Consider the following 24,432-nt stretch of genomic DNA (forward strand, 5'->3'; position numbering starts at 1 on the left):
TTCAAAATGGCACCTACAGAACATGAAAAATCGGAGGATGTGAAGATCCTCAACAGTATGGGCTACGCCCAGGAATTGGCTCGCCGCATGAGCGGTTTCTCCAACTTCGCCATTTCCTTCTCGATCATTTGCATTCTGGCCGGCGGCATCACCTCATTCCCGCTGGCGATGGGAACCGGCAGCGGTTTCGAGGCGACTATCGGCTGGGTCATCGGCGGGCTCTTCGCCCTTGTCGTCGCCGCCTCGCTCGGCCAGATCGGCTCTGCCTACCCTACCGCTGGCGGCCTCTACCACTGGTCCTCGATTCTCGGCGGGCGCGGGTGGGGCTGGGCAACAGCGTGGATTAATTTGCTCGGCCTGATCTTCGTCGTCGCCTCCGTGAATGTCGGCGTCTATCTGCTGTTTCAGGGGCTCGTCGCGGGACCGATCTTCGGCTTGGACACATCAGCCTGGGGCTTCTGGCAGCAAACCGCGGCAGTCGTCGCCATCACCGTCACCCAGGGCCTGTTCAATCATCTCGGCATCAAAACGACGACGATGCTGACCGACTTTTCGGGCTATCTAATCCTGGTTGTCGCGGTCGTTCTGACGCTGACCTTCCTGATCTGGGGCGCGCATGGCTTCGATCTTTCGCGGTTTACAACTTTCGTCAACACGACCGGCGATCCCGGTGGCGCCTATGTTCCCACCGCCCGCACGGCGCTGGTGGCTTTCCTGATAGGCCTTCTCTACCCGCTTTATACGATCACCGGCTTTGACGCTTCGGCGCACACCGCCGAGGAAACGCACAATGCCCGCGTCGCGGTACCCAGAGGCATGATCCACGCCGTCCTGTGGTCTCTTGTCTTCGGCTTTGTCATGGCAGTCTCCTTCGTCATCGCCAGCCCCGATCTCGTGGCCACCGCAAAGGACGGCGGCAATGCCTGGTTCAACCTGTTCAACAATCTCCCGGCGCCAACCTGGCTGAAGAATCTGCTCGGCATCTGCATCGTGCTGTCGAACTATCTTTGCGCACTGGCCGGCCTCACTTCGACTTCGCGCATGATCTTCGCGTTTTCGCGTGACGGAGGTCTGCCGGGGTCGTCGCTATGGAAGCAGGTTTCGCCGACCTGGCGCACGCCAGTCCCGGCTATCTGGCTCGGCGTCGTGCTGTCGATCGCCGCCACGCTCTATTCGCCGGCTTTCGCGGCGCTTGCAGCCGGCTGCGCTCTCTTCCTCTACGTCTCCTATGCCATGCCGATAGCGGCCGGATTTTTCGCCGAAGGAAAGAGCTGGACCGAATTCGGACCGTTCCGGCTCGGCATCTGGTCGAAGCCGTTCGCCGTCATCACCATGCTTGGTGTTCTGGTGTTGATGTATGCAGGCATCCAGCCGCCCTTCGACATCCTGATCAACTATGCCATCGGCTTGATCGTTCTGCTGGTCGTTTTGTGGTTCGCTGTCGAAAACCGCCGCTTCCAGGGTCCGCCCATCGGTGAGGCGGCAATCGCCAAGCGCAAGGCGACCATCGCAGCCGCTGAGAAGGCGGTCGGCGAATCCGCATAAACAACCGACCAAGGCCGTGGCGGGTTCGCTCGCCACGGCTTTTGTTCCCATTCAACGTCGTCAAATCCGAAACGCCTAGCGCTGGAGTGCCAAAAGAATGGCCGGAAATTTCTCGTTCGATCAATTGAAGAAAGCGGTCTCCAGCGGTGAGATCGACACCGTGCTGGCCTGCATCGTCGACATGCAGGGCCGGTTGGCGGGAAAGCGTTTCCTGGCGCAGTATTTTGTCGATTCCGCCCATGACGAGACGCATGGCTGCAACTATCTGCTGGCCGCCGACATCGATATGGAGCCGGTGCCCGGCTACAAGGCGGCAAGCTGGTCGAAGGGCTATGGCGACTTCGTCATGAAGCCGGACCTGGCGACGCTGCGGCGCATTCCGTGGCTGGAAAAGACGGCGCTGGTGATCTGCGACGTGCTCGACCACCACACTCATGACGACCTGCCGCATTCGCCGCGCGCCATGCTGAAGAAGCAGGTCAAGCGCCTCACGGAGCGCGGCTATATCGGCTATTTCGCCTCCGAGCTCGAATTCTATCTGTTCAGCGAGACCTACGATTCCGCCCGCAAGAAGCACTGGCAGGGCCTCGACACGGCTTCGCCCTATATCGGCGACTACCAGATCGGCATCACCACCAAGGAAGAAGGCGTCATGCGCCGGCTTCGCAACGAGATGGAAGCGGCCGGCATCCCGATCGAGAACTCCAAGGGCGAGTGGGGTCCGGGCCAGGAAGAGATCAATGTGCGCTATGCCGAGGCGCTCGACATGGCCGACCGTCACGTCATTCTGAAGAACGGCGCCAAGGAGATCGCAGAGTCCGAAGGCAAGGCCATCTCCTTCATGGCCAAGTACAATTACGGGCTGGCCGGCAATTCCAGCCACATTCACAATTCGCTGTGGAGCGCCGATGGCAAGACGGCGCTGTTCTTCGACAAGAACGCCGACTGGACGCTGTCGACGCTTGGCCAGCAATGGGCGGCGGGCCAGCTCAAATACGCCAAGGAATTCACCTGGTTCCTGGCGCCCTACATCAATTCCTATAAGCGCTTCCAGGCCGGGACTTTCGCGCCGACCAAGATCATGTGGAGCGAGGATAACCGCACCGCCGGCTTCCGGCTATGCGGCGAGGGCACCAAGGGTATCCGCATGGAATGCCGTATCGGCGGCGCCGACCTCAATCCATATCTGGCTTTCGCGGCCCTGATCGCCGCCGGACTTGCCGGCATCGATGAGAAGCTGGAGCTGCAAAAGCCGTTCGTTGGCGATGCCTATCAGGCGTCGCGCCTGCCGGAGATTCCGAAGACGCTGCGCGATGCGACCGAGACGCTGACGAAGTCGAAAATGCTGAAGCAGGCTTTCGGCGAGGACGTGCTGGAGCACTATGTGCACACGGCGCGCTGGGAGCAGCTCGAATACGACCGGCGCATTACGGATTGGGAACTGCATCGCGGGTTTGAGCGGTACTAGACATTGGCGACGTCGGTGCTGCCCCTCACCCTTACCCTCTCCCCGTGAAGAACGGGGAGAGGGGGGCGCCGACTCAGGAGTTTCGTCCTTCTCCCCGTCTCTATACGGGGAGAAGGTGCCGGAAGGCGGATGAGGGGCAGCGCCAAGCCATGTGATTTTCAATTGTTACAAAGTGCGAGGACTTACAAAATGACCGAAACGGTCAAACTCATATCCCCCATCGATGGCTCGATCTATGCCGAGCGGCCCGTCGCGACGGACCAGGCGATCAGCGCGATGGTCGAACGCGCCAAGGCAGCGCAGGCAAAATGGGCGCAGACGCCAATCGTCGAGCGCGGCAAGTACATGTTGGCCATGCTGGAAGTGCTGGTGGCGATGACCGATGAGATCGTGCCGGAGATCGCCTGGCAGATGGGGCGCCCGGTGCGCTATGGCGGCGAGTTCGGCGGCGTCAAGGAACGCACCAACTACATGGTCGAGATCGCCGAAGCGGCACTCAAGTCCGTGCCGGCTTCCAATCCGAAGGACGGGTTCCGCCGCTATGTGAAGAAGGACCCGCTCGGCGTGGTCATGGTGATCGCGCCGTGGAACTATCCTTACCTCACTGCCGTGAACACCATCGTGCCGGCGCTGATGGCCGGCAATGCCGTCATCCTCAAGCATGCGGCGCAGACGCTGCTGGTCGGCGAGCGTTTCCAGCAGGCCTTCGACAAGGCCGGCTTGCCCAAGGGCCTGTTCCAGAATGTCGTGCTGAACCATGGGCAGACAGAGAAGCTGCTCGGCTCGGGCAAGATCGATCACGTCAACTTCACCGGCTCGGTCGGCGGCGGCCGCGCCATCGAAAGGGCGGCGGCTGGCACTTTCATGTCGCTCGGTCTCGAACTCGGCGGCAAGGATCCGGCTTATGTGCTGGCCGACGCCAAGATCGACCATGCGGTCGCCAATCTGGTCGACGGCGCCTTCTACAATTCCGGCCAGTGCTGCTGCGGCATCGAGCGCGTCTATGTGCATGAGAAGGTCTATGACCAGTTCGTCGAAGGCTTCATCGCCGAGACGAAGAACTACGTCGTCGGCAACCCGCTCGAGCAGGCAACCACGATGGGTCCGATGGCGCATGCGCGCTTCGCCGACCTGATCCGCGAGCAGAAGGCCGAGGCGCTGCGCAAGGGCGCCAAGGCGCATATCAACATGAAGGTGGCTAACGACAGGGAAGGTTCACCCTACCTGGCGCCGGAAGTGCTGACCGAGGTCAACCACCAGATGAGCGTCATGCGCGAGGAGAGCTTTGGCCCGATCGTCGGCATCATGAAGGTGCGCAATGACGAAGAGGCAATCGCGCTGATGAACGACAGTCCCTATGGACTGACGGCCTCGATCTGGACCGCCGACACCGAGCATGCGGTGGCGATCGGCGACCGTGTCGAGACCGGCACCGTGTTCATGAACCGTTGCGACTATCTCGACCCGGCGCTGGTCTGGACCGGCGTCAAGGACACCGGCAAGGGTGCCGCATTGTCAGCCATCGGCTATGACAATCTGACAAGGCCGAAGTCCTTCCATCTGCGCGAAGCCATCTGATTTTTCGAAAGACAAAAGAATGTCCAAACTCATCTCCAAATGGAACTACCCCACCACTGTCCGATTCGGCGCCGGGCGCATCAAGGAACTGCCCGATGTGCTTGCGGCCACCGGCATCAAGCGGCCGCTGTTCGTCACCGATCCGGGCCTGGCGAAACTGCCGGTCGTCGCCTCGACCCTGAAGATCCTCGACGACGCCAAGGTGCCTTATGGGGTGTTCTCCGAGGTCAGGCCGAACCCGGTCGAGTCCAATCTCACCGCCGGCATTGCCGTGTTCAAGAAGGGCAAGCATGACGGCGTCATCGCTTTCGGTGGCGGCTCTGCGCTCGATTTGGGCAAGCTGATCGCCTTCCAGGCCGGCCAGACAAGGCCGGTGTGGGATTTCGAGGATGTCGACGACTGGTGGACGCGCGCCAACTCGGATGCGATCGCGCCGATCATTGCCGTGCCGACCACGGCCGGCACCGGCTCGGAAGTTGGCCGCGCCGGTGTCATCACCAACGAGGCGACGCACACCAAGAAGGTCATCTTCCATCCGAAGCTGTTGCCGGCGATCGTGATCGCCGATCCGGAACTGTCGGTCGGCATGCCTGCTTTCATCACCGCCGGCACCGGCATGGACGCGCTTGCACATTGTCTCGAGGCCTATTGCGCGCCGGGATATCACCCAATGGCCGACGGCATTGGCGTCGAAGGCGTTCGCCTGGTCTTTGAAAACCTGCCGAAGGCCTATGCCAACGGCAAGGACCTTGTCGCCCGCGCGCATATGATGAGCGCCGCCGCGATGGGGGCTACCGCTTTCCAGAAGGGGCTGGGCGCCATCCACTCGCTGTCGCATCCGGTCGGCGCGCTCTACGACACCCATCACGGCATGACCAATGCCGTGTTCATGCCTTACGTGCTCGCCTTCAACCGTGACGCCATCGAGGAGCGCATCGCGCGTCTGGCCGCCTATTGCGGCATCAAGGGCGGCTTTGACGGCTTCGCCAAGGCGATCATGAAGCTGCGCAAGGAATTGAAGGTGCCGCATGCGCTGCCCGGGCTGATCAAGGGGCTGGACATGGACAAGAAGCGCAAGGGCCTGATCGCCGACATGGCGGTCGTCGACCCGACCGCGGGGGGCAATCCGATCAAGCTGACCAAGAAGGCGGCGCTGAGCTTGCTCGAAAACGCCATCGCCGGCGAGATTTGAGGCGTTTTTCGCGCAGGGAGTTGATCTGAAAAAGGGGTAGAGAAACAAGGGGGGAGGATGAAGGGCAAGGCAAAAACTAATTAGCCGGAAAAAGAATCGCGAGGCGATTGCTACATCAGGTTAAAAAGAGTTTACTTTTTCGTACTGCGAGCACCCGGTTTCACAAAGCTTTCATCTGGCTGTCACATGAAGACGATACCGGATCGCAGGCGTCCAACGGCGTCAGTTCAACGGAGAGAACACATGTTCAAATTCACGGGGAAAGTGCTTTCCCTTTCGGCCGCGACCCTGATGGTGTCGTCGGTGATTTCGTCCGCTGCTTCGATGGACGATCTCGTCAAGGCTGCAAAGGCCGAAGGCCAGCTCACCACCATCGCTTTGCCGCATGACTGGTGCGGTTACGGCGACGTCATCGCCGGCTTCAAGGCGAAGTATCCGGAAATCACTGTCAACGAACTCAACCCCGATGCCGGCTCCGGCGACGAAGTTGAGGCGATCAAGGCCAACAAGGACAACAAGGGCCCGCAGGCGCCTGACGTCATCGACGTCGGCCTGTCCTTCGGCCCGTCGGCCAAGAAAGACGGCCTGATCCAGCCATACAAGGTGTCGACCTGGGACTCGATCCCCGACAGCGCCAAGGATGCTGAAGGCTACTGGACCGGCGACTATTACGGCGTGCTGTCCTTCCAGGTGAACAAGGACATCGTCAAGGAAGCGCCGGCTGACTGGGCCGATCTTCTGAAGCCGGAATTCGCCAACACCGTCGCGCTCGCTGGCGATCCGCGCGCTTCGAACCAGGCCATCCAGGGCGTCTATGCCGCTGGCCTGTCGACGGGCGCCGCTGCTGGTGAAGCCGCCGGCACCGCTGGTCTCGACTTCTTCAAGAAGCTCAACGCCGCTGGCAATTTCGTGCCGGTCATCGGCAAGGCCGCGACGCTCGCTCAGGGCCAGACCCCGATCCTGATCACCTGGGACTACAACGCGCTCGCCGGCCGCGACACGCTGAAGGGCAACCCGCCCGTCGACGTCGTCGTGCCGAAGACCGGTGTTGTCGCTGGCGTCTACGTGCAGGCGATCAGCGCCTACGCGCCGCATCCGAACGCAGCCAAGCTCTGGCTGGAATACCTCTACTCCGACGAAGGCCAGCTTGGCTGGCTCAAGGGCTATTGCCACCCGATCCGCTTCAACGATCTCGCCAAGAAGGGCAAGATCCCGGCGGAAATGCTGGCCAAGATGCCTCCGGCTGAATCCTACGCAGCGGCGGTGTTCCCGACCCTCGACGAGCAGGGCAAGTCGAAGGAAGCCATCACCAAGAACTGGGACGCCGTTGTCGGCGCCAACGTCAAGTAAACTGACACACCATGCCGGGCGGCCTCGAGGCCGCCCGGTCCTTCTCTCGAAGACGGTAGCCGGCGCATGACCGATATCTCATTGTCCGACCACGCTGTTACCGGAAAGACAGCGCCCCCCGCCGAGGCGCGCAGCCTCAGGCTGCCGACGCAATGGCTTGGCGTCGCACCGTTCTTCATCTTCGCCATCATGTTCCTGATCCTGCCCACGCTCTACCTGATGCTGGGCGCATTCCAGAATGATGCGGGCGAGTTCACCTTCGAAAACATTGCAGCACTGGCGCAGCCTTCGATCGTTGCCGCCTACTGGATTTCGATCAAGGTCAGCCTTGCCTCATCATTGATCGGCGCCTTCGCCGGTCTTGCCATTGCCATTGCCATCGTGCGCGGTGGCCTGCCGGAGTGGATACGCTCCGCGACACTGACCTTCTCCGGTGTTGCCTCGAATTTCGCCGGCGTGCCGCTGGCCTTCGCCTTTATCGCCACGCTGGGCCGCCTCGGCCTCGCGACGGTCATCCTGAACACCCTGTTTGGCCTCAACATCTACGCTCACGGCTTCAACATCCTGTCGTTCTGGGGTTTGACGCTGACCTATGTCTACTTCCAGATCCCGCTGATGGTGGTCATCATCGTGCCGGCTATCGACGGTCTGAAGAAGGAATGGGGCGAGGCGGCCGCGACGCTTGGCGCCACGCAGTCGCAATTCTGGCGCATGGTGGTCATCCCGGTGATCTGGCCGAGCTTCCTCGGCACCGTCATCCTGCTTTTCGCCAATGCTTTCGGCGCCATCGCCACCGCCTATGCGCTGACCGGCTCGTCGCTCAACATCGTGCCGATCCTGCTCTACGCGCAGATCCGCGGTGACGTGCTGCACAATGCCCATCTCGGCTATGCGATTGCCTTTGGCATGATCTTCATCACCGGCCTTGCCAATGTCTTCTACATCTGGTTCCGGACCCGCTCGGAGAGGTGGCTCAAATGAAGTCTGGAAAGTTCTGGGCCTGGGTCGTCTTCGCGCTGGGCGCCGCCTATTTCTTCATCCCGCTGATCGCCACCGTGGAATTCTCCATGCGCATGCGGCGCGGTGTCTATTCCTTTGATGCCTATCAGGTCGTGCTGGGCGATGCGCGCTTCCAGGCGACCTTCGGCTATTCCGTGCTCGCGGCTGTCTTCACCATCATTCTTGGCGTGCTGATCGTGGTGCCGGCGGCATACTGGATCCGGCTGCGCCTGCCGCAGCTGCGCCCCATCGTCGAGTTCATCACGCTTCTGCCGCTGGTCATTCCGGCTATCGTCATCGTCTTCGGCTATATCAGAATGTATGGCTCGAATTCGCCACTGCCGTTCCTGGCCAGTGATACCGGCACCAACGCCTTGCTGGTCATCGGCTACGCGACGCTGGCACTGCCCTACATGTACCGCGCGGTGGACACCGGTCTGCGCACCATCGATGTGCGCACGTTGACCGAGGCGGCGCAGATTCTTGGTGCCGGCTGGTCGACGATCGTCACAAGGGTTATCCTGCCCAATGTGTTGATCGCGGTTTTGTCGGGCGCGTTCCTGACTTTCGCGATCGTCATTGGCGAGTTCACCATGGCAAGCTTGCTCAACCGGCCGGCCTTTGGTCCTTACCTGCAGAACATCGGCGCCAACCGCGCTTATGAGCCGGCAGCCCTTGCCATCATCGCCTTCGCCATCACCTGGGGCTGCATGTCGCTGATCCAGATCCTGTCCCGTTTCGCGCCGAGATCGGCGAACCGCCCGAACTAATCGAAAGAAAAAGCCATGGCCGAGCCATTTCTATCAATCCAGCATGTGCGAAAATCCTTCGGCGCCACCACCGTGGTGCAGGATTTCAACCTCGACGTCGAACCGGGCGAATTCGTCTCCTTTCTCGGGCCATCCGGCTGCGGCAAGACGACGGTGCTGCGCATGGTCGCCGGCTTCGAGGAGCCATCGGCCGGCAAGATCGTCGTCGCCGGCAAGGACATCACCCGGCTCAAGCCCAACCAGCGCAATGTCGGCATGGTATTTCAGGCCTATGCGCTGTTTCCGAACCTCACCGTCGCCCAGAACATCGGCTTCGGCCTGAAGGTCGCCGGCATGCCCAAGGCCGACATCGACAAGCGCGTCACTGAGATGCTCGACATCATCAAGCTGCCGCAGATGGGCGACCGCTATCCCTACCAGCTCTCCGGCGGACAGCAGCAGCGCATCGCGCTTGCCCGTGCACTGGCGCCGAAGCCGAAGCTGCTGCTGCTTGACGAGCCGCTGTCGGCGCTTGACGCCAAGGTGCGCGTGTCGCTGCGCGAGGAAATCCGTTCGATCCAGAAGAAGCTAGGCATCACCACCATCTTCGTCACGCATGACCAGGAAGAGGCGCTGTCGATCTCCGACCGCATCGCCGTCATGTATGGCGGCAAGGCCGAGCAGGTCGGCACGCCATTCGAGATCTACAACCGTCCGGCAACCAAGTTCGTCGCCAATTTCGTCGGCACGCTGAACGTACTTGAAGGCACGGTCACCGATGCCGCGGCTGGCACGGTGCGGGTCAATTCCGAGCAGGTCTCGCTGAAGGGCAAGCTGAACGGCTCCAAGTCAGGGGATACGCTGTCGCTGGCGCTGCGGCCCGAAGCGATCTCGCTTGGCCGCCAGCCCGGCCGTGACTCCAGCCTGTCAGGTGAAATCTCCGAGGTGCATTTCCTCGGTTCGGTCATCCGGGTTCGCGTCGGCATTGGCAACAACACCGTCTCGCTCGATACGTTCAACAGCCCGGCCGCTCCGCCGCCAGCTGTTGGCGAGAAGGCCGAGATTTCATTCTCGTCGAGCGATATGCTGGTGCTGCACTAGCCTATATCGATATTCAGGTGATGCTGGCCTGCACTCGCGTCAGCGCGAGGTCGGACCGCCTCAAGCCGGTGCAATGAATGGCTGCATCACGGTCTTGAAGACAAGCAAAGCCTCCATCCGTGCGGCATGGGCTGCCAAGGCGGGGTAGCCTGCGAGCGGCACCAGACCCGGATGCGCTTCACCGATGAAGCAGAGCACGGCGGCGACGGCAATATCGGCGTGGCCGATGTGGTCGCCGAACCAGTAGGGTGAGGGCCTTACCGCACGATCGGCTTCCAGCATAGCCAGTACATTTTCGATCTGCGCGCGGCAGCGCTCGACCCATGGATCGGAGACCTTGTCGTGCAGCCGTGTCTCGTAGAACAGGCTGACAGCCTTGTCGCCAAGCCCGGTCGCCAGGGCCGAGACCTTCAGCGCCTTATGACGCGCCGGCTCCTCTGGCGGAAACATCCTGCGATCTTCCGGCACAAGGCTGTCCAGGTAGTCAAGCATCAGGTGGCTCTCGATCAGCACCTCGCCATTGTCCAGCACCAGGGTAGGCACTCGCGTCAGTGGATTGTAGGGGCGGATCTTGTCGGCATCGCCGAAGGCCGACCACGGGCGGTGTTCGAAAGTGATGCCATAAAGGGTCAGCGCGATGCCGACGCGGCGAACGAAGGGCGAGTCATACTGGCCGATGAGGATCATGCCGCGATTTGTACGCCATCAGGCGGCTTGCGGCCTACTGCCAGACAGTCTTGCATGATGACCCATCAACAGCTTCCACATGCATTGCCACTGCCGATAGTTCCGCTTCCCGGATATAACGGACCATGGCTCTTTTCGAACTAACCCTCGTCCTCCTTCTCACAGCTGTTGCGCTGACGGCGCTGTCGCGGCGGCTGGAGATTCCCTATCCATCCCTGCTGGCTTTGGCCGGAGTGGGTATAGCCTTCGTGCCCGGCGCACCGACGATCCAGATCGATCCGGAGCTGGCGCTTGCCCTGTTCATCGCGCCGGTGCTTCTGGACGCCGCTTACGACACCTCGCTGCGCGATCTGAAGCGCTACAGGCTGTCGCTGGTGCTGCTTGCGCTTGGCGCCGTTGTCTTCACCACCGCGGTGGTTGCCTTTGTCGGCTGGAAGATGGCTGGCCTGCCAATCGCGGCGGCGATCGCGCTCGGCGCCATCGTTGCCCCGCCGGATGCGGTGGCGGCAAGCGCGGTGCTTGGCCAGTTCAAGGTGCCGCACCGCATCACCGCCATCCTGCAAGGCGAGAGCCTGCTCAACGATGCGACCGCGCTGCTGATCTACCGGTTGGCTGTGTCGGCGGCGCTCGGCACGATCATGCTAAGCAACGCCGTTCCGGTGATCTTGCTGTCGACGATCGGCAGCCTGGTCGCGGGTTATCTGCTTGGCCGGCTCTCGCTGCTGACGCTCTCGCGGATCGAGGACGCGGCCAGCAGCACGGTGGTGCAGTTCGCCGGAACGTTCGCCGTGTGGATCCTCGCCGACAGGCTGGGCCTGTCCGCCATCATCACCATCGTCGTCTACGCCATGACCATTGCGCGCAGGGCGCCGCGCCGCATGTCGGCAAGGCGGCGTGTCAGCACCTATTCGGTCTGGGAAACGGCGGTCTTCGTGCTCAACGTGCTGGCGTTCGTGCTGATGGGGTTGCAGGCGCGGTCGATCATTGGCCGGCTCTCCGGCGACGGGCAAGGCAAAGCCTTTCTCTTCGCCGCAACGGTGCTGGCGGTCGTCATCGTGGCGCGCCTCGTCTGGGTGGCGGGCTACGTTGCGGTCATACGATGGTTCGCCCGTTTCGGCAGCGAAGAGCAAAGGCGCGATGCCCCGACATTTGGCGGTGCCATACTGGTCGGATGGTGCGGCATGCGAGGCCTGGTGACGCTGGTGGTGGCCATTGCCCTTCCGGCCGATTTTCCGGGCCGCGACCCCATCGTGCTCGCCGCCTTCGCGGTCGTTCTGGGCACGCTGGTGCTGCAAGGCATGAGCCTGAAGCCTTTGCTGCGGGTACTCGACTTCGATCCGGACAGAACGGTCGACAATGAGGTGGCGCAGGCGCGCGTCGCCGTCATGCAGGCAGCGCTCGACGTGCTGAGCCGCAAGACGTCGGCCGCGGCGGCTGTCGTGCGCGAACAATACGAGGCTCAGCGCCTGATCGCGGAAAACCCTGACGATGCCCAGGCGGCGACCGAATACGACCGGCTGCGCCTCTATGCCATCAACCGCCAGCGCGACACGCTCGAGGAGTTGCGCCGCAACGGGACGATCGGTGACGAGGCCTATCACCGCCTGGAAGAGGAAATCGACTGGTCGGAACTGGCGGCATCGCCCGCCGGCCGTTTTCAGTCACTCACAACGTAAAACAGCCTGACCCTTCGCGCCCATTTTCGCCGCGCTAGGGATACCCGACTGTTCTGGAATCGGTGCATGGTCCCGTCTGGACAGGGCAGGGGCTTCTGGCCCAAGCCCGTTCCGTACTTCTGCACATTGCAACCAACCTGCCGAACCATTACTGCCATCACCGAAAGTGAGCCGGGTAATCAATGAAGCTGGTCAGCTACAACATCCAGTACGGGTTCGGTGGCGATGGCCGCTACGACCTGGCGCGCGCGGCGCGCATCGTTGACGGCGCCGATATCATCGCGTTGCAGGAGGTCGAGCGGCACTGGCAGCGCAGCAATTTCGACGACCAGCCGGAGGTGCTGTCTAACCTTTTGCCCGGATATCACTGGGTCTATGGCCCCGCCTTCGACATGGACGCCAGCGAAAGGCGCGATGGGCGCGTGGTCAACCGGCGCCGGCAATTCGGTACCATGGTTCTGTCAAGGCTGCCGATCGTCTGGTCGCGGCTGCATGCGCTGCCGATGCGCCGTACGCTGCGGCCACTCAACACCCGAAACGCGGCGCTCGAATGCATGATCCGCACGCCGGCAGGCCCGGTGCGGGTGCTGTCGCTGCATCTTGCCCATATCGCTGAAGAGGAGCGGCTGGAGCAGATCGACTATCTCCTGGCCGAGCATCGCCGCGCGCCTTCCGATGGCGGTCCCTGGAGCGGCGCTGATGACGAGCCATCGCGCAACTGGACGCATGGCGAGCCGCAGCCGGAAAACCCAGTTGCGGCGATCTGGATGGGCGACTTCAACATGGAGCCGGGCAGCGCCGAATACCGCCGCATCGTCGGCGGCACGCCCTATCATCGTGGCGCCGCCTATCTCGACGGCTTCGTCGATGCCGCTTCCGTTGCCAGCGAACCGGCTCATGATTTCCACACGCATGTGAAGACCATTGACGGCAAGCTCACAAAACGCCGGCTCGACCATTGCTTCGTCAGCGGCATGTTCGCTGGCCGCGTGCGCTCGGTCAGCGCCGATATCGACGAAGTCGCCTCGGATCATTTTCCACTGAGGGTCGACATCGACCTCGAAACACCTGGCATCGCCACATGAGCCGCGCATGACGCTTTTCGTCTTCTTCGCGGTGCTTGCCGCCGCCGCCATGCATGCGATCTGGAATGCGCTGGTCAAGGTGCATCTCGACCGCTTCCTGTCGATCACGCTGATGACGCTCGGCATGGGCTTTGCCGCACTGTTTGTATTGCCCTTCGTCGAGGTGCCGAAAGCCGAGGTGTGGCCCTACATCATCGCCTCGGTGATTTTCCACATGGGCTACAGGACCTTCCTGATCGGCGCCTACGAGTCCGGCGATTTCGCCCAGACCTATCCGCTTGCGCGCGGCACGGCGCCTTTGCTGGCAGCGATCGGCGGCATGTTCGTCGTAGCCGAGGTGCCGGCGCCGCTCGCCATTGTCGGCATCCTGCTGCTGTCGGCTGGCACGCTGGTGATGTCGTTTCGCGGCGGCGCGCATCTGGAGAAGCTCAACCGGCGCGCGGTCGGTTTTGCGCTTGGCACCTCGATCTTTATCGCCAGCTACACGCTGTCCGACGGTAGTGGTGCTCGGCTCGCCGCCACGGCGCAGAGCTATGCCGCCTGGCTGTTCATCTGCGATGCCTTCGGAGCGCTCGTTCTGTGCCTGATCTTCCGAGGGCCGAAGGCGCTGCCGGTGCTGGCGCGCGACTGGAAGACGGGCCTGTTCACCGGTGTGCTCAGCGGCGCCGCCTACTGGATCGTCATGTGGGCGATGACCAAAGCGCCGATCGCCTCCGTGGCGTCGCTGCGCGAGACCTCGATCCTGTTCGCCATGGTGATTTCGGTCTTCGCGCTAGGCGAGAAGATGACTGGCTGGCGCGGCGCCGCCGCGCTCAGCATCGTCGCTGGCGTCATTGCGCTGAGACTTGGTTAGCCCCGCTTCAGGTGAGCACTGACATCACCTGACCGCGCCGTTCCGGACTGAAGCGGATGACGACAATGATGCAGACGGCAACCACACCGGCAAAAAGCGCCAGCGCATAGCCGTAGCTGCCGCCGGCGGCTTCAGCGATGCCGGCCTGATAGGGGCCGCCATAGGACGCCGCGAGATTGCCGGCCTGGTAGATGAAGCCAGGCAAGGTCGCCCGCACCACGCCCGGCGAAAGCTCGTTGAGGTGCGCCGGGATGACGCCCCAGGCGCCCTGGACCGCGACCTGCATGACAAAAGCGCCGATGGCCAGCATGAAGGGCGTCGTGCTGTAAGCCCATAACGGGATTGACGGCAAGGCGATCACGCAGGCCAGGGTGATAGCGTTCACACGGCCTATCTTCTCGGAAAGCGCGCCGAACGTCAGGCCGCCGACGATGGCGCCAAGATTGGCGACGATGGTGATCCAGCTCACTGTGTGCGGATCAAAGCCATGCTGCTTCTTCAGGAAAGTCGGATAGAGGTCCTGCGTGCCATGGCTGAAGAAATTGAAGAACATCATCAGCACGACGGCATAAAGGGCGACACCCCAGTGCTTCTGTAGCGTCTCCAGAAGACCCGGCCGGACCGTTTTCTGCGCCTCGACGAAGGCCGGAGATTCCGGCACGTGCGAGCGTATGAACAGGACGATCAGGGCAGGGATGAAGGAGAGCAGGAACATGGCCCGCCAGCCGATCGTGTAGCCATCGATCGTCTGCTGGTAGAGCAGGCCGTAGACCACCGCCGCCAGCAGGTAGCCCGCCGGATATCCGCATTGCAGGATGCCTGAAACCATGCCGCGTGCGCTGGGCGGAATGGATTCCATGGCGAGCGAACTGCCGAGCCCCCATTCACCGCCCATGGCGATGCCGAACAAAGCGCGCAGCGCCAGGAAGATGCCGAGATTGGGCGAGAAGGCGGCCAAGGCGCCGATCACCGAATAGCTGACAATGTTGAGCATGAGGATCGGCTTGCGCCCGAACCTGTCGGCAAGCATGCCAAAAAAGAACGCGCCGATAAAGCGTGTCGCCAGGGTCAGGAACAGGGCCTTGGAAACAGCCGGGACATCGGTCTGGAATTCGGTTGCGATATCCGAGAGCAGGAATGTCAGAAGGAAGAAATCAAAGGCATCAAGCGTCCAGCCGAGAAAGGAGGCCAGGACTGTTTTCTTCTGCTGTGAGTTGAGGTTCAAGGCGTCCTCCCTTTACCGCCCCCGACGAACGATATGTCGCCCGGTTGGCAAAAGAGAACAGCTGTCAGCCGGCTTTCGAAGAACCGGCGTTCACATTTTCGTATTCCAGCTTTGGTCAGATTTCCAGGTCGAAGACCATCAGCCCGTCGGTGCCGCCTTCGAGCGCCGCGACCAGGCGAGCGCCGGCGCGCTGATGCGCCTCATGCACGAGATAGGCGTCACGCGCGGCGGCATCGCGGAAGTCGATGGTGAAGCCATGGGTGAAACCGCGTGCGAAAGGCTCCGGGCTGACATTGGCGCTGAACTGGACGGCAGCCATGCCGTCGATCACCTGTCGCAGCGCTTGGAGGTCGGCGTGGATCGCCTTGCGCTCGCCGGTGCCGACATCGTTGCGGAATTTGACGAAGACACAGTGCCTGATCATCTTTTCGCTCTCCACACTTTTCCTGGAATTAGGCCGCACGATTGCCGGAGAACACCGCCGGCGCCAGCGGCTCGCGGCCAAGGATCAGGTCGGCGCCCTTTTCGCCAACCATGATGGTTGGCGCATTGGTGTTGGAGGAGGGCACGCGCGGCATCACCGAGGCGTCGCACACCCGCAGGCCCTCGATGCCGCGCAGCCGGAGATCGGGCGTCACCACGGCCATCTCATCATGGCCCATGCGGCAGGTGCCGACGGGGTGATGATCGGTCTTCGAGCTGCGGCAGGCATAGTCGAACAACTCGTCGTCGCTGGCGAGCGATGGACCGGGCAGCACTTCGCGCAGCACGTAAGGGGCAAGCGCCTTCTGCCGCATGATCTCGCGCGCCAGGCGCAGCCCCTTCAGCGACATGGCGCGGTCATAAGGATCGGACCAGTAGTTCGGATCGATCAGCGGATGATCGGCCGGATCGGCACTCTTCAGCCGCACCGTGCCGCGCGAGCGCGGCCGCAGGAAGGCCGAGTTCAGGGTCACGCCCGGGTTCTTCAGCTTCTCGACGCCAGCCTCGATGCCCGAGCCGAGGCCGAGATGGAACTGGATGTCGGGGGAGGCGGCGGTCGGGTCGGCGTACCAGAAGCCGCCGGTCTCAAACAGGCTGGAGGCCACCGGCCCTTTCTTGAGCAGCAGATACTGCAGGCCGGCCCAGGCCGTGCGGTGCAGCTTGGCGTAGTTATCATAGGTGTGGTCGCCGGTGCATTCGCCGATGACGAACAGGTCGAGATGGTCCTGCATGTTGGAGCCGACGCCGGGCAGGTCATGCACGGGTGTGACGCCGACCGATTTCAGATGATCGGCTGGACCGATGCCCGACTGCATCAAGAGCTTCGGCGAGCCGATGGCGCCGGACGAGACGATGACCTCGCGATCGGCACGCAGGATTGTTTTCTGGCCGCCCGGCTTGTCGACGATCTCGACGCCGATGGCGCGGCCCTTTTCGACGACGATGCGTGTGACCAGCACATCGGTCCTGACAGTGAGGTTCTTGCGCGCGCGGATCGGCTTGAGGTAGGCGACCGAGGCGGAGGAGCGCCGGGCGTCCTTCTGCGTCAGCTGGTAGTAGCCGACGCCTTCCTGGCTGGCGCCGTTGAAATCCGGATTGAAGGGAATGCCCATCTCCTGGCCGGCGCGGAAATAGGCCTCGCAGATCGGCAGCGGCGAGATCGGGTTGGAGACGCCGAGCGGGCCCTGGTCGCCGTGGAAATCGTTGGCGTAGCGCTGGTTGTTCTCGGCCCGCTTGAAGTAGGGAAGCACATCGCGGTAGCCCCAGCCAGCGAGGCCTTCCTCCTTCTCCCAGGTGTCATAGTCGCGGGCGTTGCCGCGCGTGTAGATCTGGGCGTTGATGGAGGAGCCGCCGCCGACCACCTTGGCCTGCGTATACCAGTAGACGCGGTCCTTCATGTGCTTTTGCGGCACCGTCGACCAGCCCCAGGAGGCGATGCCCTTGGTCATCTTGGCGAAGCCGGCCGGCATATGGATATAGGGGTGCCAGTCCTTGCCGCCGGCCTCCAGCAGAAGCACGGAGTTGGACGGATCCTCGCTCAGCCTGTTGGCCAGAACGCAACCAGCCGGGCCGGCGCCCACGATGATGTAGTCGGTCATGACACTATCCACTTACAGTCGCGGCACTGAGAGCGCACCGTCGACATTGATGATCGAGCCGGTTGAAAAACCAAGCTTGCCGGCGGCAAGCGTGGCCACCACGGCGCCAATGTCGGAGGCTTCGCCCCAGCGTTTTGCCGGTACCAGGCCGCCGTCGATCAGCGCGTCGTATTTCGCGGTAACGCCTGCGGTCATGTCGGTTCGGATGATGCCCGGCCGCAATTCGAAGACGCCGATATTTTCGGCGGCGAGCCGCAGCGCCAGGTTCTTCACCCACATCGAGAGCCCGGCTTTCGACACGCAGTAGTCGGCGCGCTCGGGCGATGCCATTTCAGCACTGACCGAGGTGATGGTGATGATCGATTTCGCAAGATCGCCTGGCGTGGTCAGCATCGCCTTGGCGACGGCCTGGCTGAGAAACACGGTGCCGCGCAGATTGATGTTCAACGCGCGGTCGAAATGCTCCGGTTTCAGGTCCAGCAGGTCGCCGCGCACCGCGGCCCCGACGCCGGCGTTGTTGACCAGGCAGTCGATACGGCCGAAGGCGTGCAGCGCGGTTTCGACAAGAGCGGCATGACCGGTGAGATCGGCGATGTCACAGCTGACATAGGCGAATTTCACACCGCGCGCGGTGATATCGGCGGCGAGATCATCAGCGGGTTTCTCGGAAAGATCGGCGACAAGGATGTCAAAGCCGGTGTCGGCCAGTGCCTGGGCGCAAGCAAGGCCGATGCCGCGCGCGCCGCCGGTGACGATGGCCGCCGGGCGGGTCATGCGGCAAGCTCGTTTTTGCGGATATGGCCCGCGACCCGCAGCGCTTGGGCTGCGATCGAAAGCGCCGGGTTTACGGCAGCCGAGGTCGGCAGAAAGCCGCCGTCGACGACGAACAGGTTCTGGTGGTCGAAGGCGCGGCAGAAGGGATCGAGCGGCGATGTCGCCGGATCGGTGCCCATCCTGACCGTGCCGCACTGGTGCGAGGGAGTGCGCTTGTCGAAGGGGCGCGACAGCACGATCGGATAGCCGCAGGCGCGGAAGTGCTCGCGCATCACCTTGGTCAGCCCATCGAGCGACTGCATGTTGGAGCGCCGCCATTGCATGACGATGTCCTTGCCGTCGACCATGATGCGGCTTTCGGGGTCTGGCAGATCCTCGCACATCAGGTACCAGTCGACGGCATGGCCGGCCATGTAGTCGAGTGCGAATTTCGGCGCCAGCTTGACGTTGGCCCTCAGCATGTTGCCGTCGATCTTGCCGAGGAGCTGGACATTGCCGAGCGGCTTGCCGCCCTTGCGGTCGGACAGGTAGTAGTCGTTCAGCATCAGCGTCTTCTGGTAGACGGAATCGTTGCGGCGACGCGGATCGATCGCCAGCATGGCGCTCGAATTGTGGTTCATGAAATTGCGGCCGACCTGGTCGGAGCGGTTGGCGAGGCCTTTGCCATCAGGTGAGGGCGAGCGCAGCAGGATGACCGCTGAATTGACCGCGCCGGCCGACAGGATGACCAGCTTCGGCGTCAGCTTTTTCCTGGAACCGTCCTTGACGTAATGGATGGCGGCGATCGATTTGCCGTCAGGCGCTGTTTCGAGATAGTCGACATAGGCGCCGGTTTCGAGCCTGATGTTCGGGTCGGTCAGCGCTGCCGTCAGCGGTCCTGTCTGCGCATCCACCTTGCCTTGGCCGGCGTTCGGGAATGCGTCCCAGCCGGTCTTGCCTTCCTTCAGCCAGGTGTCGATGTCGACACCGAGCGGCAACGAGGCCGGATGCAGGCCAAGCCCCTTCAGTTCGGCACGGGCGCGCGCAATAGGCGCTTCGTCGGGTACCGGCTTGTAGGCATAGGGGATCGAGTGGAACGGCTCCGTCGGGTCCTCGCCCAACGTGCCACGCACGCGGAACAGCTGCTCGGCCTTCGAATACCAGGGCTCGAATTCGTCGTAGGAAAACGGCCATGCCGGCGAGACGCCACCAAAGTGTTCCATGGCGGAGAAATCTTCCTTGCGGTAGCGGATCAGCACCGCTCCGTAGAATTTCGAATTGCCGCCGACATAGTAGTAGTTGCCAGGGTTGAAGGCTGCGCCACCAGCTTCGCGCCACATCTCCTTCGGCCGGTAGTGGCCATCGACAAAGATCGAGCGCGTATCACGCGCGTGCGGCGTCGCCGGCAAGGGCTCGCCGCGCTCCAGGATCAGGATCGAGGCGCCGCTGCCAGCCAGACCGGAGGCGATCGTGGCGCCACCGACGCCGGAGCCGATGATGACAATGTCCGGGCTGGTCATGGCCTAAAGCGCGCCGTGTTGGAACTGACAGATGCGCCGCGCTTCAGGCCTTTGTTTTGATGCATGTCGTTGCCCCAAAACCGGATCCACTTTTGGGCGACATGCATCAGCGAATGCGGCTCTCGGTCGCCGGATCGAAGAACACCGCCTTTGTCAGGTTGAAGGCGAGCGGCGTGTTGGTGCCCGGCTGGATGTTGGCATCGGCGCGCAGCCGCGCCACAACGCCCTTGCCGCCGAGATTGGTGACAGCGAAAGTGTCTGATCCCGCCGGCTCGACGACTTCGATGTGCAGGTCCGCGGTGGCGATGTTGGAGGCGTTGCGCTCCGCGCCTTCCGGATCGGTCAGGGCCTCCGGGCGGACGCCGAAGATGATCGGCTTGCCCTGGAATGCCGACAGGCCGGCAGGCGCATTGGCCATCGGCAGCGAGATCGGTTCACGCGCCTCACGCTGCAGGACAACGGACAGCGCGTTGCCCGACGTGGCGATGGTCGCCGGGATCAGGTTCATCGCCGGCGAACCCATGAAGTCGGCGACGAAGAGATTGCTGGGGTTGTTGTAGATTTCGGCCGGCGTGCCGAACTGCTGCACCTCACCGTCGCGCATCACCGCGATCTTGGTTGCCAGCGTCATCGCCTCGATCTGGTCGTGGGTGACGTAGACGATGGTGGTGCCGGTGGTGGCGTGCAGGCGCTTGATCTCGATGCGCATGTCGACACGCAGCTTGGCGTCAAGGTTGGAGAGCGGCTCGTCGAACAGGAACAGCTTGGGGTCGCGCACCAGCGCCCGGCCCATCGCAACGCGCTGACGCTGGCCGCCGGAAAGCTGGCTTGGCTTGCGCTGCAGCAGATGGCCGATCTGCAGAACCTTGGCCACCTTGTCGATCGCCTTCTGACGCTCCGCCGCCGGCACGCCGCGCATTTCCATGCCGAAGGAGATGTTTCCGGCCACCGTCATGTTCGGGTAGAGCGCGTAGCTCTGGAAGACCATGGCGATGTCGCGCTTCGAAGGGTGCAGGTCATTGATCGGGCGGCCATCGACGCGGATCTCGCCTGACGTGATCGTCTCCAGGCCGGCGATGGTGTTGAGAAGCGTGGACTTGCCGCAGCCGGACGGGCCGACCAGCACCAGGAAGCCGCCCCTTTCCAGTTCGACATCGATCCCTTTCAGGATTTCAACCTGACCGAAACGCTTCCTCAGACCATCAATTTCCAGAAAAGCCATCAGATTATCCTTTGACGGCGCCCGCCATCAGACCGCGCACGAAGTAGCGGCCGGCGAGCACATAGACGAGGAGGGTGGGCAGTGCCGCGATCATCGCGGCAGCCATGTTGACGTTGTATTCGACGACGCCGGTCGAGGTGTTGACGACGTTGTTGAGCGCCACCGTCATCGGCATCGCGTCGCCGGTGCCGGCATAGGCCGAGGCGAACAGGAAGTCGTTCCAGATATTGGTGAACTGGTAGATGACCGTGACGACGAAGATCGGCAGCGAGTTCGGCAGCATGATGCGGCGGAAGATCTGGAAGAAGGAGGCGCCGTCGACCTGCGCGGCCTTGACCAGTTCGGTCGGGAAGGCCTCGTAGTAATTGCGGAAGAACAGCGTGGTGAAGCCGAGGCCGTAAACGACGTGGACGAAGACCAGGTTGAGTGTCGGATTGCCGAGGCCGAGGCTGGTTCCGATCGTGTTCTGCAAGGTGACACCGAAGCGGCCGAGGCTGCCAAGGATCGTCGCCATCGGCAGCAGCACCGACTGGAACGGAATGAAGCAGGCGAACAGCATCAACCCGAACACCAGCGTGTGGCCACGGAAGCGCCATTTGGTCAGGACGTAGCCGTTAAGCGCACCCATCAGGGTCGAGATCAGCACGGCCGGAACCACCATCTTGATGGAGTTCCAGAAATAACCCTTGATGCCGGCGCAGGTGAGGCCGACGCAGGTCTCGCCCCAGGCCTTCAGCCAGGGATCGAAGGTCGGTGCCTTTGGCAGCGCCAGCATGTTGCCGTTCTGGATCTCATCCATGGTCTTGAACGAGGTGACGAGCATGACGAAGAGCGGCATCAGGTAGAACACCGCGAACAGCGCCAGCAGTCCGTAGATGACGATGCGGTTGAGGGTCTTGGAGCTGATGCCGCCGGTCGTCTGGCGGGCGGGAGTGGTGACAGCGCTCATCGCGGCTTCTCCCGGAGTTCCGAATAGAGATAGGGCACGATGATGGCGACGATGGTCATCAGCATGATCACCGCGCTGGCCGAACCGACCGCCATTTCGTTGCGCTTGAACGTGTACTCATACATGAAGTTGGAAGGCAGCCACGCCGAGCCGCCAGGCCCGCCGCTGGTTAGCGCGACCACAAGATCGTAGGACTTGATGGCGAGGTGCGCGAGCACGATGAAGGCCGACAGGAAGATCGGCCGGAGCAGCGGGATGACGATGCGGCGGTAGAGCTGGAAGGTGGTGGCGCCATCGATCTGCGCCGCCTTCATGATCTCGCCGTCGATACCGCGTAGGCCGGCCAGGAACATCGCCATGATGAAGCCGGACGCTTGCCAGACGCCGGCGATGACCACCGTGTAGATGACGAAATCCTTGTTCTTGATCCAGTCGAAATGGAAGCTCGTCCAGCCCCATTGGTGCAAGGTCTGTTCAAGCCCGAGGCCGGGATCGAGGAACCATTTCCAGGCGACGCCGGTGACGATGAAGGACAGCGCCATCGGGTAGAGATAGATCGGCCGCAACACGCCTTCGCCTCGGATCTTCTGGTCGAGCAGGATGGCCAGGAACAGGCCGAGCAACAGGCAGATGCCGATGTAGAGAAAGCCGAAAATGGCCATGTTGGTGATCGACGTGTACCAGCTCGACGGCGGGTCGGTGTCGAAGGTCCAACCCCACAGCCGCTGATAGGCGCGCGCGCCGGTGATGACATAGGACGGGAAGGTCTTGGAATTGGTGAAGGACAGATAGATGGTCCACAGGATGAAGCCGTAGACGAAGACGATGGTGATGGCGAAGCTCGGCGCCAAAACGATCTTCGGCAGCGCGTCCTGAAGGCGCGAGCGCACCGAGGCGCGCGGATTGGCGTGCTCCGGCGTCAGCTTGATCTGGCTTGTCGCAACCGTACTCATGAAGCTCCTCCCGTTTCGGGTCGTCCGTGCCTCACATCAGGTGCGAGGCAGGTCCCCGTGCAGGCGGGGTTTTTGGGCGATCCTAGATCGGCCAATCGCGAAGTGGAACCTTCCCCGCCAGAGCGGGGAAGGTGTTTCTTGGGGAACGCTTACTTGGCGTCGTCGATCGCCTTGACCAGCTCGGTCACGGCTTCGTCGGAGGTCTTGATCTGACCATGGACGAACTTCGAAACGACGTCCTTGTAGGCATTGGCGACCGCCGGAGGCGCGCCATAGCCCTGGGCGAGCGAGCCGAACAGCGTGCCGCCGTCATTGGCTGCCTTCAGGTCGGCGATGCCCTTCTTGCCGCAAGCGTCGAAGTCGGTGTCCGGAACGTCGGTACGAGCCGGAACCGAACCCTTGACGACGTTGAAGGCCGACTGGAAGCTCTTCGACAGCGTGGCGGTGGCCAGAGCGATCTGGGCGGCCTTGCGGTCGTCCGGAACGTTGAACATGCCGAACATGTCGGAGTTGTAGATCACGGAGCCATCGGTGCCCGGGAAGCGATAGCACAGGAAGTCGGTGCCCGGGGTCTTTTTGGCGGCGTGGAACTCACCCTTGGCCCAGTCGCCCATGACCTGCACCAGGGCGTCGCCCTTGATGACCATGGCGGTGGCAAGGTTCCAATCCCGGCCCGAGAAGTTCGGGTCGACATAGGTGACGAGCTTGGCCAAGTTGTCGAACGACTTCTTCATCGTGTCGGACTTGAGCGAAGCGTCGTCGAGGTCGTTGAAGGCCTTCTTGTAGAATTCAGGTCCGCCGGTCGACAGCACGACCGAGTCGAACATGGTGGCTTCCTGCCAGTTCTGGCCGCCGAGCGCGAGCGGAACAACGCCTGCCGCCTTGGCCTTGTCGAGCAGGGCAACGAAGTCGTCGAAGGTCTTCGGCTCGGTGCCGCCGATCTTGTCCATGACGGCCTTGTTGATCCACAGCCAGTTGACGGAGTGGACATTGACCGGAGCCGCGACCCACTTGCCTTCATAGACCGAGAACTTCTGCAGGGCGGCGGGAACGGACTTGTCCCAGCCTTCCTTCTTCGCCGTTTCGGTCAGGTCGCCCATGACGCCGGCCGCCGCATAGTCGAGCACGGTGTAGCCGAGCATCTGCGAGGCGGTCGGGTAATTGCCCGCGGCGACCATTGCCTTCAGCGCGGTCATGGCAGCGTCGCCGCCGCCGCCGGCCACCGGCACGTCTTTCCAGGCGTAACCTTCCTTGGACAGATCTCCCTTGAGGACGTTGAGAGCAGCCGCTTCGCCGCCCGACGTCCACCAATGCAGCATCTGCACTTCCTTGACGTCCGCGGCATGCGCCGAGAACGCAAAGCTTGTCGCAAGAGCCGTTCCGATAAGCAGTTTACGCAACATGTACTTCCTCCCTTGTTGCATTACACGACCGGCGGATGCCCGC

At 62.5% G+C, this 24,432-nt stretch carries 21 protein-coding genes; 11 read left to right on the forward strand and 10 right to left on the reverse strand.

Translation table 11 applies throughout. The features are described from left to right. Window positions 1-6: 6 nt before the first annotated feature. The 8 genes from GA829_RS10355 (at window position 7) to GA829_RS10390 (ending at window position 9,982) form a co-directional block, all read left to right on the forward strand. Window positions 7-1,545 carry an amino acid permease gene (locus tag GA829_RS10355; protein WP_195178399.1) on the forward strand — a complete coding sequence of 513 codons (1,539 nt, stop codon included), beginning with the start codon at window positions 7-9 and terminating at the stop codon, window positions 1,543-1,545. Between the two features lie 97 nt (window positions 1,546-1,642). Further along, on the forward strand, window positions 1,643-3,013 hold the full coding sequence (locus tag GA829_RS10360) for a glutamine synthetase family protein (RefSeq protein ID WP_195178400.1): 1,371 nt from the start codon (window positions 1,643-1,645) through the stop codon (window positions 3,011-3,013). 189 nt (window positions 3,014-3,202) lie between these two features. Then, entirely contained in the window at window positions 3,203-4,591 is a 1,389-nt protein-coding gene (locus GA829_RS10365; protein WP_195178401.1) for an aldehyde dehydrogenase family protein, read from the forward strand. Between the two features lie 19 nt (window positions 4,592-4,610). Beyond that, the gene (locus tag GA829_RS10370; RefSeq protein ID WP_195178402.1) at window positions 4,611-5,783 is read left to right on the forward strand and encodes an iron-containing alcohol dehydrogenase; all 1,173 of its coding nucleotides are present in this window, start codon (window positions 4,611-4,613) and stop codon (window positions 5,781-5,783) included. A 243-nt stretch (window positions 5,784-6,026) separates the two neighbouring features. After that, a complete protein-coding gene (locus GA829_RS10375) occupies window positions 6,027-7,133 on the forward strand; it encodes an ABC transporter substrate-binding protein (protein ID WP_195178403.1) in 1,107 nt (368 codons plus the stop codon). 66 nt (window positions 7,134-7,199) lie between these two features. After that, window positions 7,200-8,114, forward strand: a complete 915-nt coding sequence (locus GA829_RS10380) for an ABC transporter permease (RefSeq protein ID WP_195178404.1) — start codon at window positions 7,200-7,202, stop codon at window positions 8,112-8,114. Further along, window positions 8,111-8,902, forward strand: a complete 792-nt coding sequence (locus tag GA829_RS10385; protein WP_195178405.1) for an ABC transporter permease — start codon at window positions 8,111-8,113, stop codon at window positions 8,900-8,902. Before GA829_RS10380 ends, GA829_RS10385 begins: the two co-directional genes overlap by 4 nt. A gap of 15 nt (window positions 8,903-8,917) precedes the next feature. Beyond that, entirely contained in the window at window positions 8,918-9,982 is a 1,065-nt protein-coding gene (locus GA829_RS10390) for an ABC transporter ATP-binding protein (protein ID WP_195178406.1), read from the forward strand. Window positions 9,983-10,042: 60 nt separating this feature from the next. Here GA829_RS10390 and GA829_RS10395 read toward each other — a convergent pair whose 3' ends face one another. Further along, window positions 10,043-10,669, reverse strand: a complete 627-nt coding sequence (locus GA829_RS10395) for a glutathione S-transferase family protein (protein WP_195178407.1) — start codon at window positions 10,667-10,669, stop codon at window positions 10,043-10,045. Between the two features lie 125 nt (window positions 10,670-10,794). On the opposite strand from GA829_RS10395, the gene GA829_RS10400 reads away from it, so the two are divergent. The 3 genes from GA829_RS10400 (at window position 10,795) to GA829_RS10410 (ending at window position 14,283) form a co-directional block, all read left to right on the forward strand. After that, on the forward strand, window positions 10,795-12,345 hold the full coding sequence (locus tag GA829_RS10400) for a cation:proton antiporter (RefSeq protein ID WP_195178408.1): 1,551 nt from the start codon (window positions 10,795-10,797) through the stop codon (window positions 12,343-12,345). A gap of 182 nt (window positions 12,346-12,527) precedes the next feature. Continuing rightward, window positions 12,528-13,430: an endonuclease/exonuclease/phosphatase family protein gene (locus GA829_RS10405; RefSeq protein ID WP_195178409.1), complete on the forward strand. Its 903-nt coding sequence runs from the start codon at window positions 12,528-12,530 to the stop codon at window positions 13,428-13,430. A 7-nt stretch (window positions 13,431-13,437) separates the two neighbouring features. Beyond that, window positions 13,438-14,283: an EamA family transporter gene (locus GA829_RS10410; protein ID WP_195178410.1), complete on the forward strand. Its 846-nt coding sequence runs from the start codon at window positions 13,438-13,440 to the stop codon at window positions 14,281-14,283. A gap of 7 nt (window positions 14,284-14,290) precedes the next feature. Here the strand turns inward: GA829_RS10410 and GA829_RS10415 are convergent, their stop codons facing one another. The 9 genes from GA829_RS10415 to GA829_RS10455 form a co-directional block, all read right to left on the reverse strand. Beyond that, window positions 14,291-15,508: an MFS transporter gene (locus GA829_RS10415; protein ID WP_195178411.1), complete on the reverse strand. Its 1,218-nt coding sequence runs from the start codon at window positions 15,506-15,508 to the stop codon at window positions 14,291-14,293. Between the two features lie 115 nt (window positions 15,509-15,623). Further along, on the reverse strand, window positions 15,624-15,932 hold the full coding sequence (locus GA829_RS10420) for a Dabb family protein (RefSeq protein ID WP_195178412.1): 309 nt from the start codon (window positions 15,930-15,932) through the stop codon (window positions 15,624-15,626). A gap of 28 nt (window positions 15,933-15,960) precedes the next feature. Further along, window positions 15,961-17,589: a GMC family oxidoreductase gene (locus GA829_RS10425; RefSeq protein WP_195178413.1), complete on the reverse strand. Its 1,629-nt coding sequence runs from the start codon at window positions 17,587-17,589 to the stop codon at window positions 15,961-15,963. A gap of 12 nt (window positions 17,590-17,601) precedes the next feature. Then, window positions 17,602-18,363 (reverse strand): 3-ketoacyl-ACP reductase, encoded by a 762-nt coding sequence (locus tag GA829_RS10430; RefSeq protein ID WP_195178414.1) that lies wholly within the window; start codon window positions 18,361-18,363, stop codon window positions 17,602-17,604. After that, window positions 18,360-19,862, reverse strand: coding sequence for a GMC oxidoreductase (locus GA829_RS10435; RefSeq protein ID WP_195178415.1), 1,503 nt, complete (start codon window positions 19,860-19,862; stop codon window positions 18,360-18,362). Before GA829_RS10435 ends, GA829_RS10430 begins: the two co-directional genes overlap by 4 nt. 106 nt (window positions 19,863-19,968) lie before the next feature. Next, window positions 19,969-21,084 carry an ABC transporter ATP-binding protein gene (locus GA829_RS10440; RefSeq protein WP_195178416.1) on the reverse strand — a complete coding sequence of 372 codons (1,116 nt, stop codon included), beginning with the start codon at window positions 21,082-21,084 and terminating at the stop codon, window positions 19,969-19,971. A 4-nt stretch (window positions 21,085-21,088) separates the two neighbouring features. Continuing rightward, window positions 21,089-22,033, reverse strand: coding sequence for a carbohydrate ABC transporter permease (locus GA829_RS10445; protein ID WP_195178417.1), 945 nt, complete (start codon window positions 22,031-22,033; stop codon window positions 21,089-21,091). Next, a complete protein-coding gene (locus GA829_RS10450) occupies window positions 22,030-22,986 on the reverse strand; it encodes a carbohydrate ABC transporter permease (RefSeq protein ID WP_195178418.1) in 957 nt (318 codons plus the stop codon). Before GA829_RS10450 ends, GA829_RS10445 begins: the two co-directional genes overlap by 4 nt. A gap of 149 nt (window positions 22,987-23,135) precedes the next feature. Further along, window positions 23,136-24,389, reverse strand: coding sequence for an ABC transporter substrate-binding protein (locus tag GA829_RS10455; protein WP_195178419.1), 1,254 nt, complete (start codon window positions 24,387-24,389; stop codon window positions 23,136-23,138). Window positions 24,390-24,432: the final 43 nt, after the last annotated feature.

The organism is Mesorhizobium sp. INR15 (genome assembly GCF_015500075.1).
Lineage (GTDB): Bacteria > Pseudomonadota > Alphaproteobacteria > Rhizobiales > Rhizobiaceae > Mesorhizobium.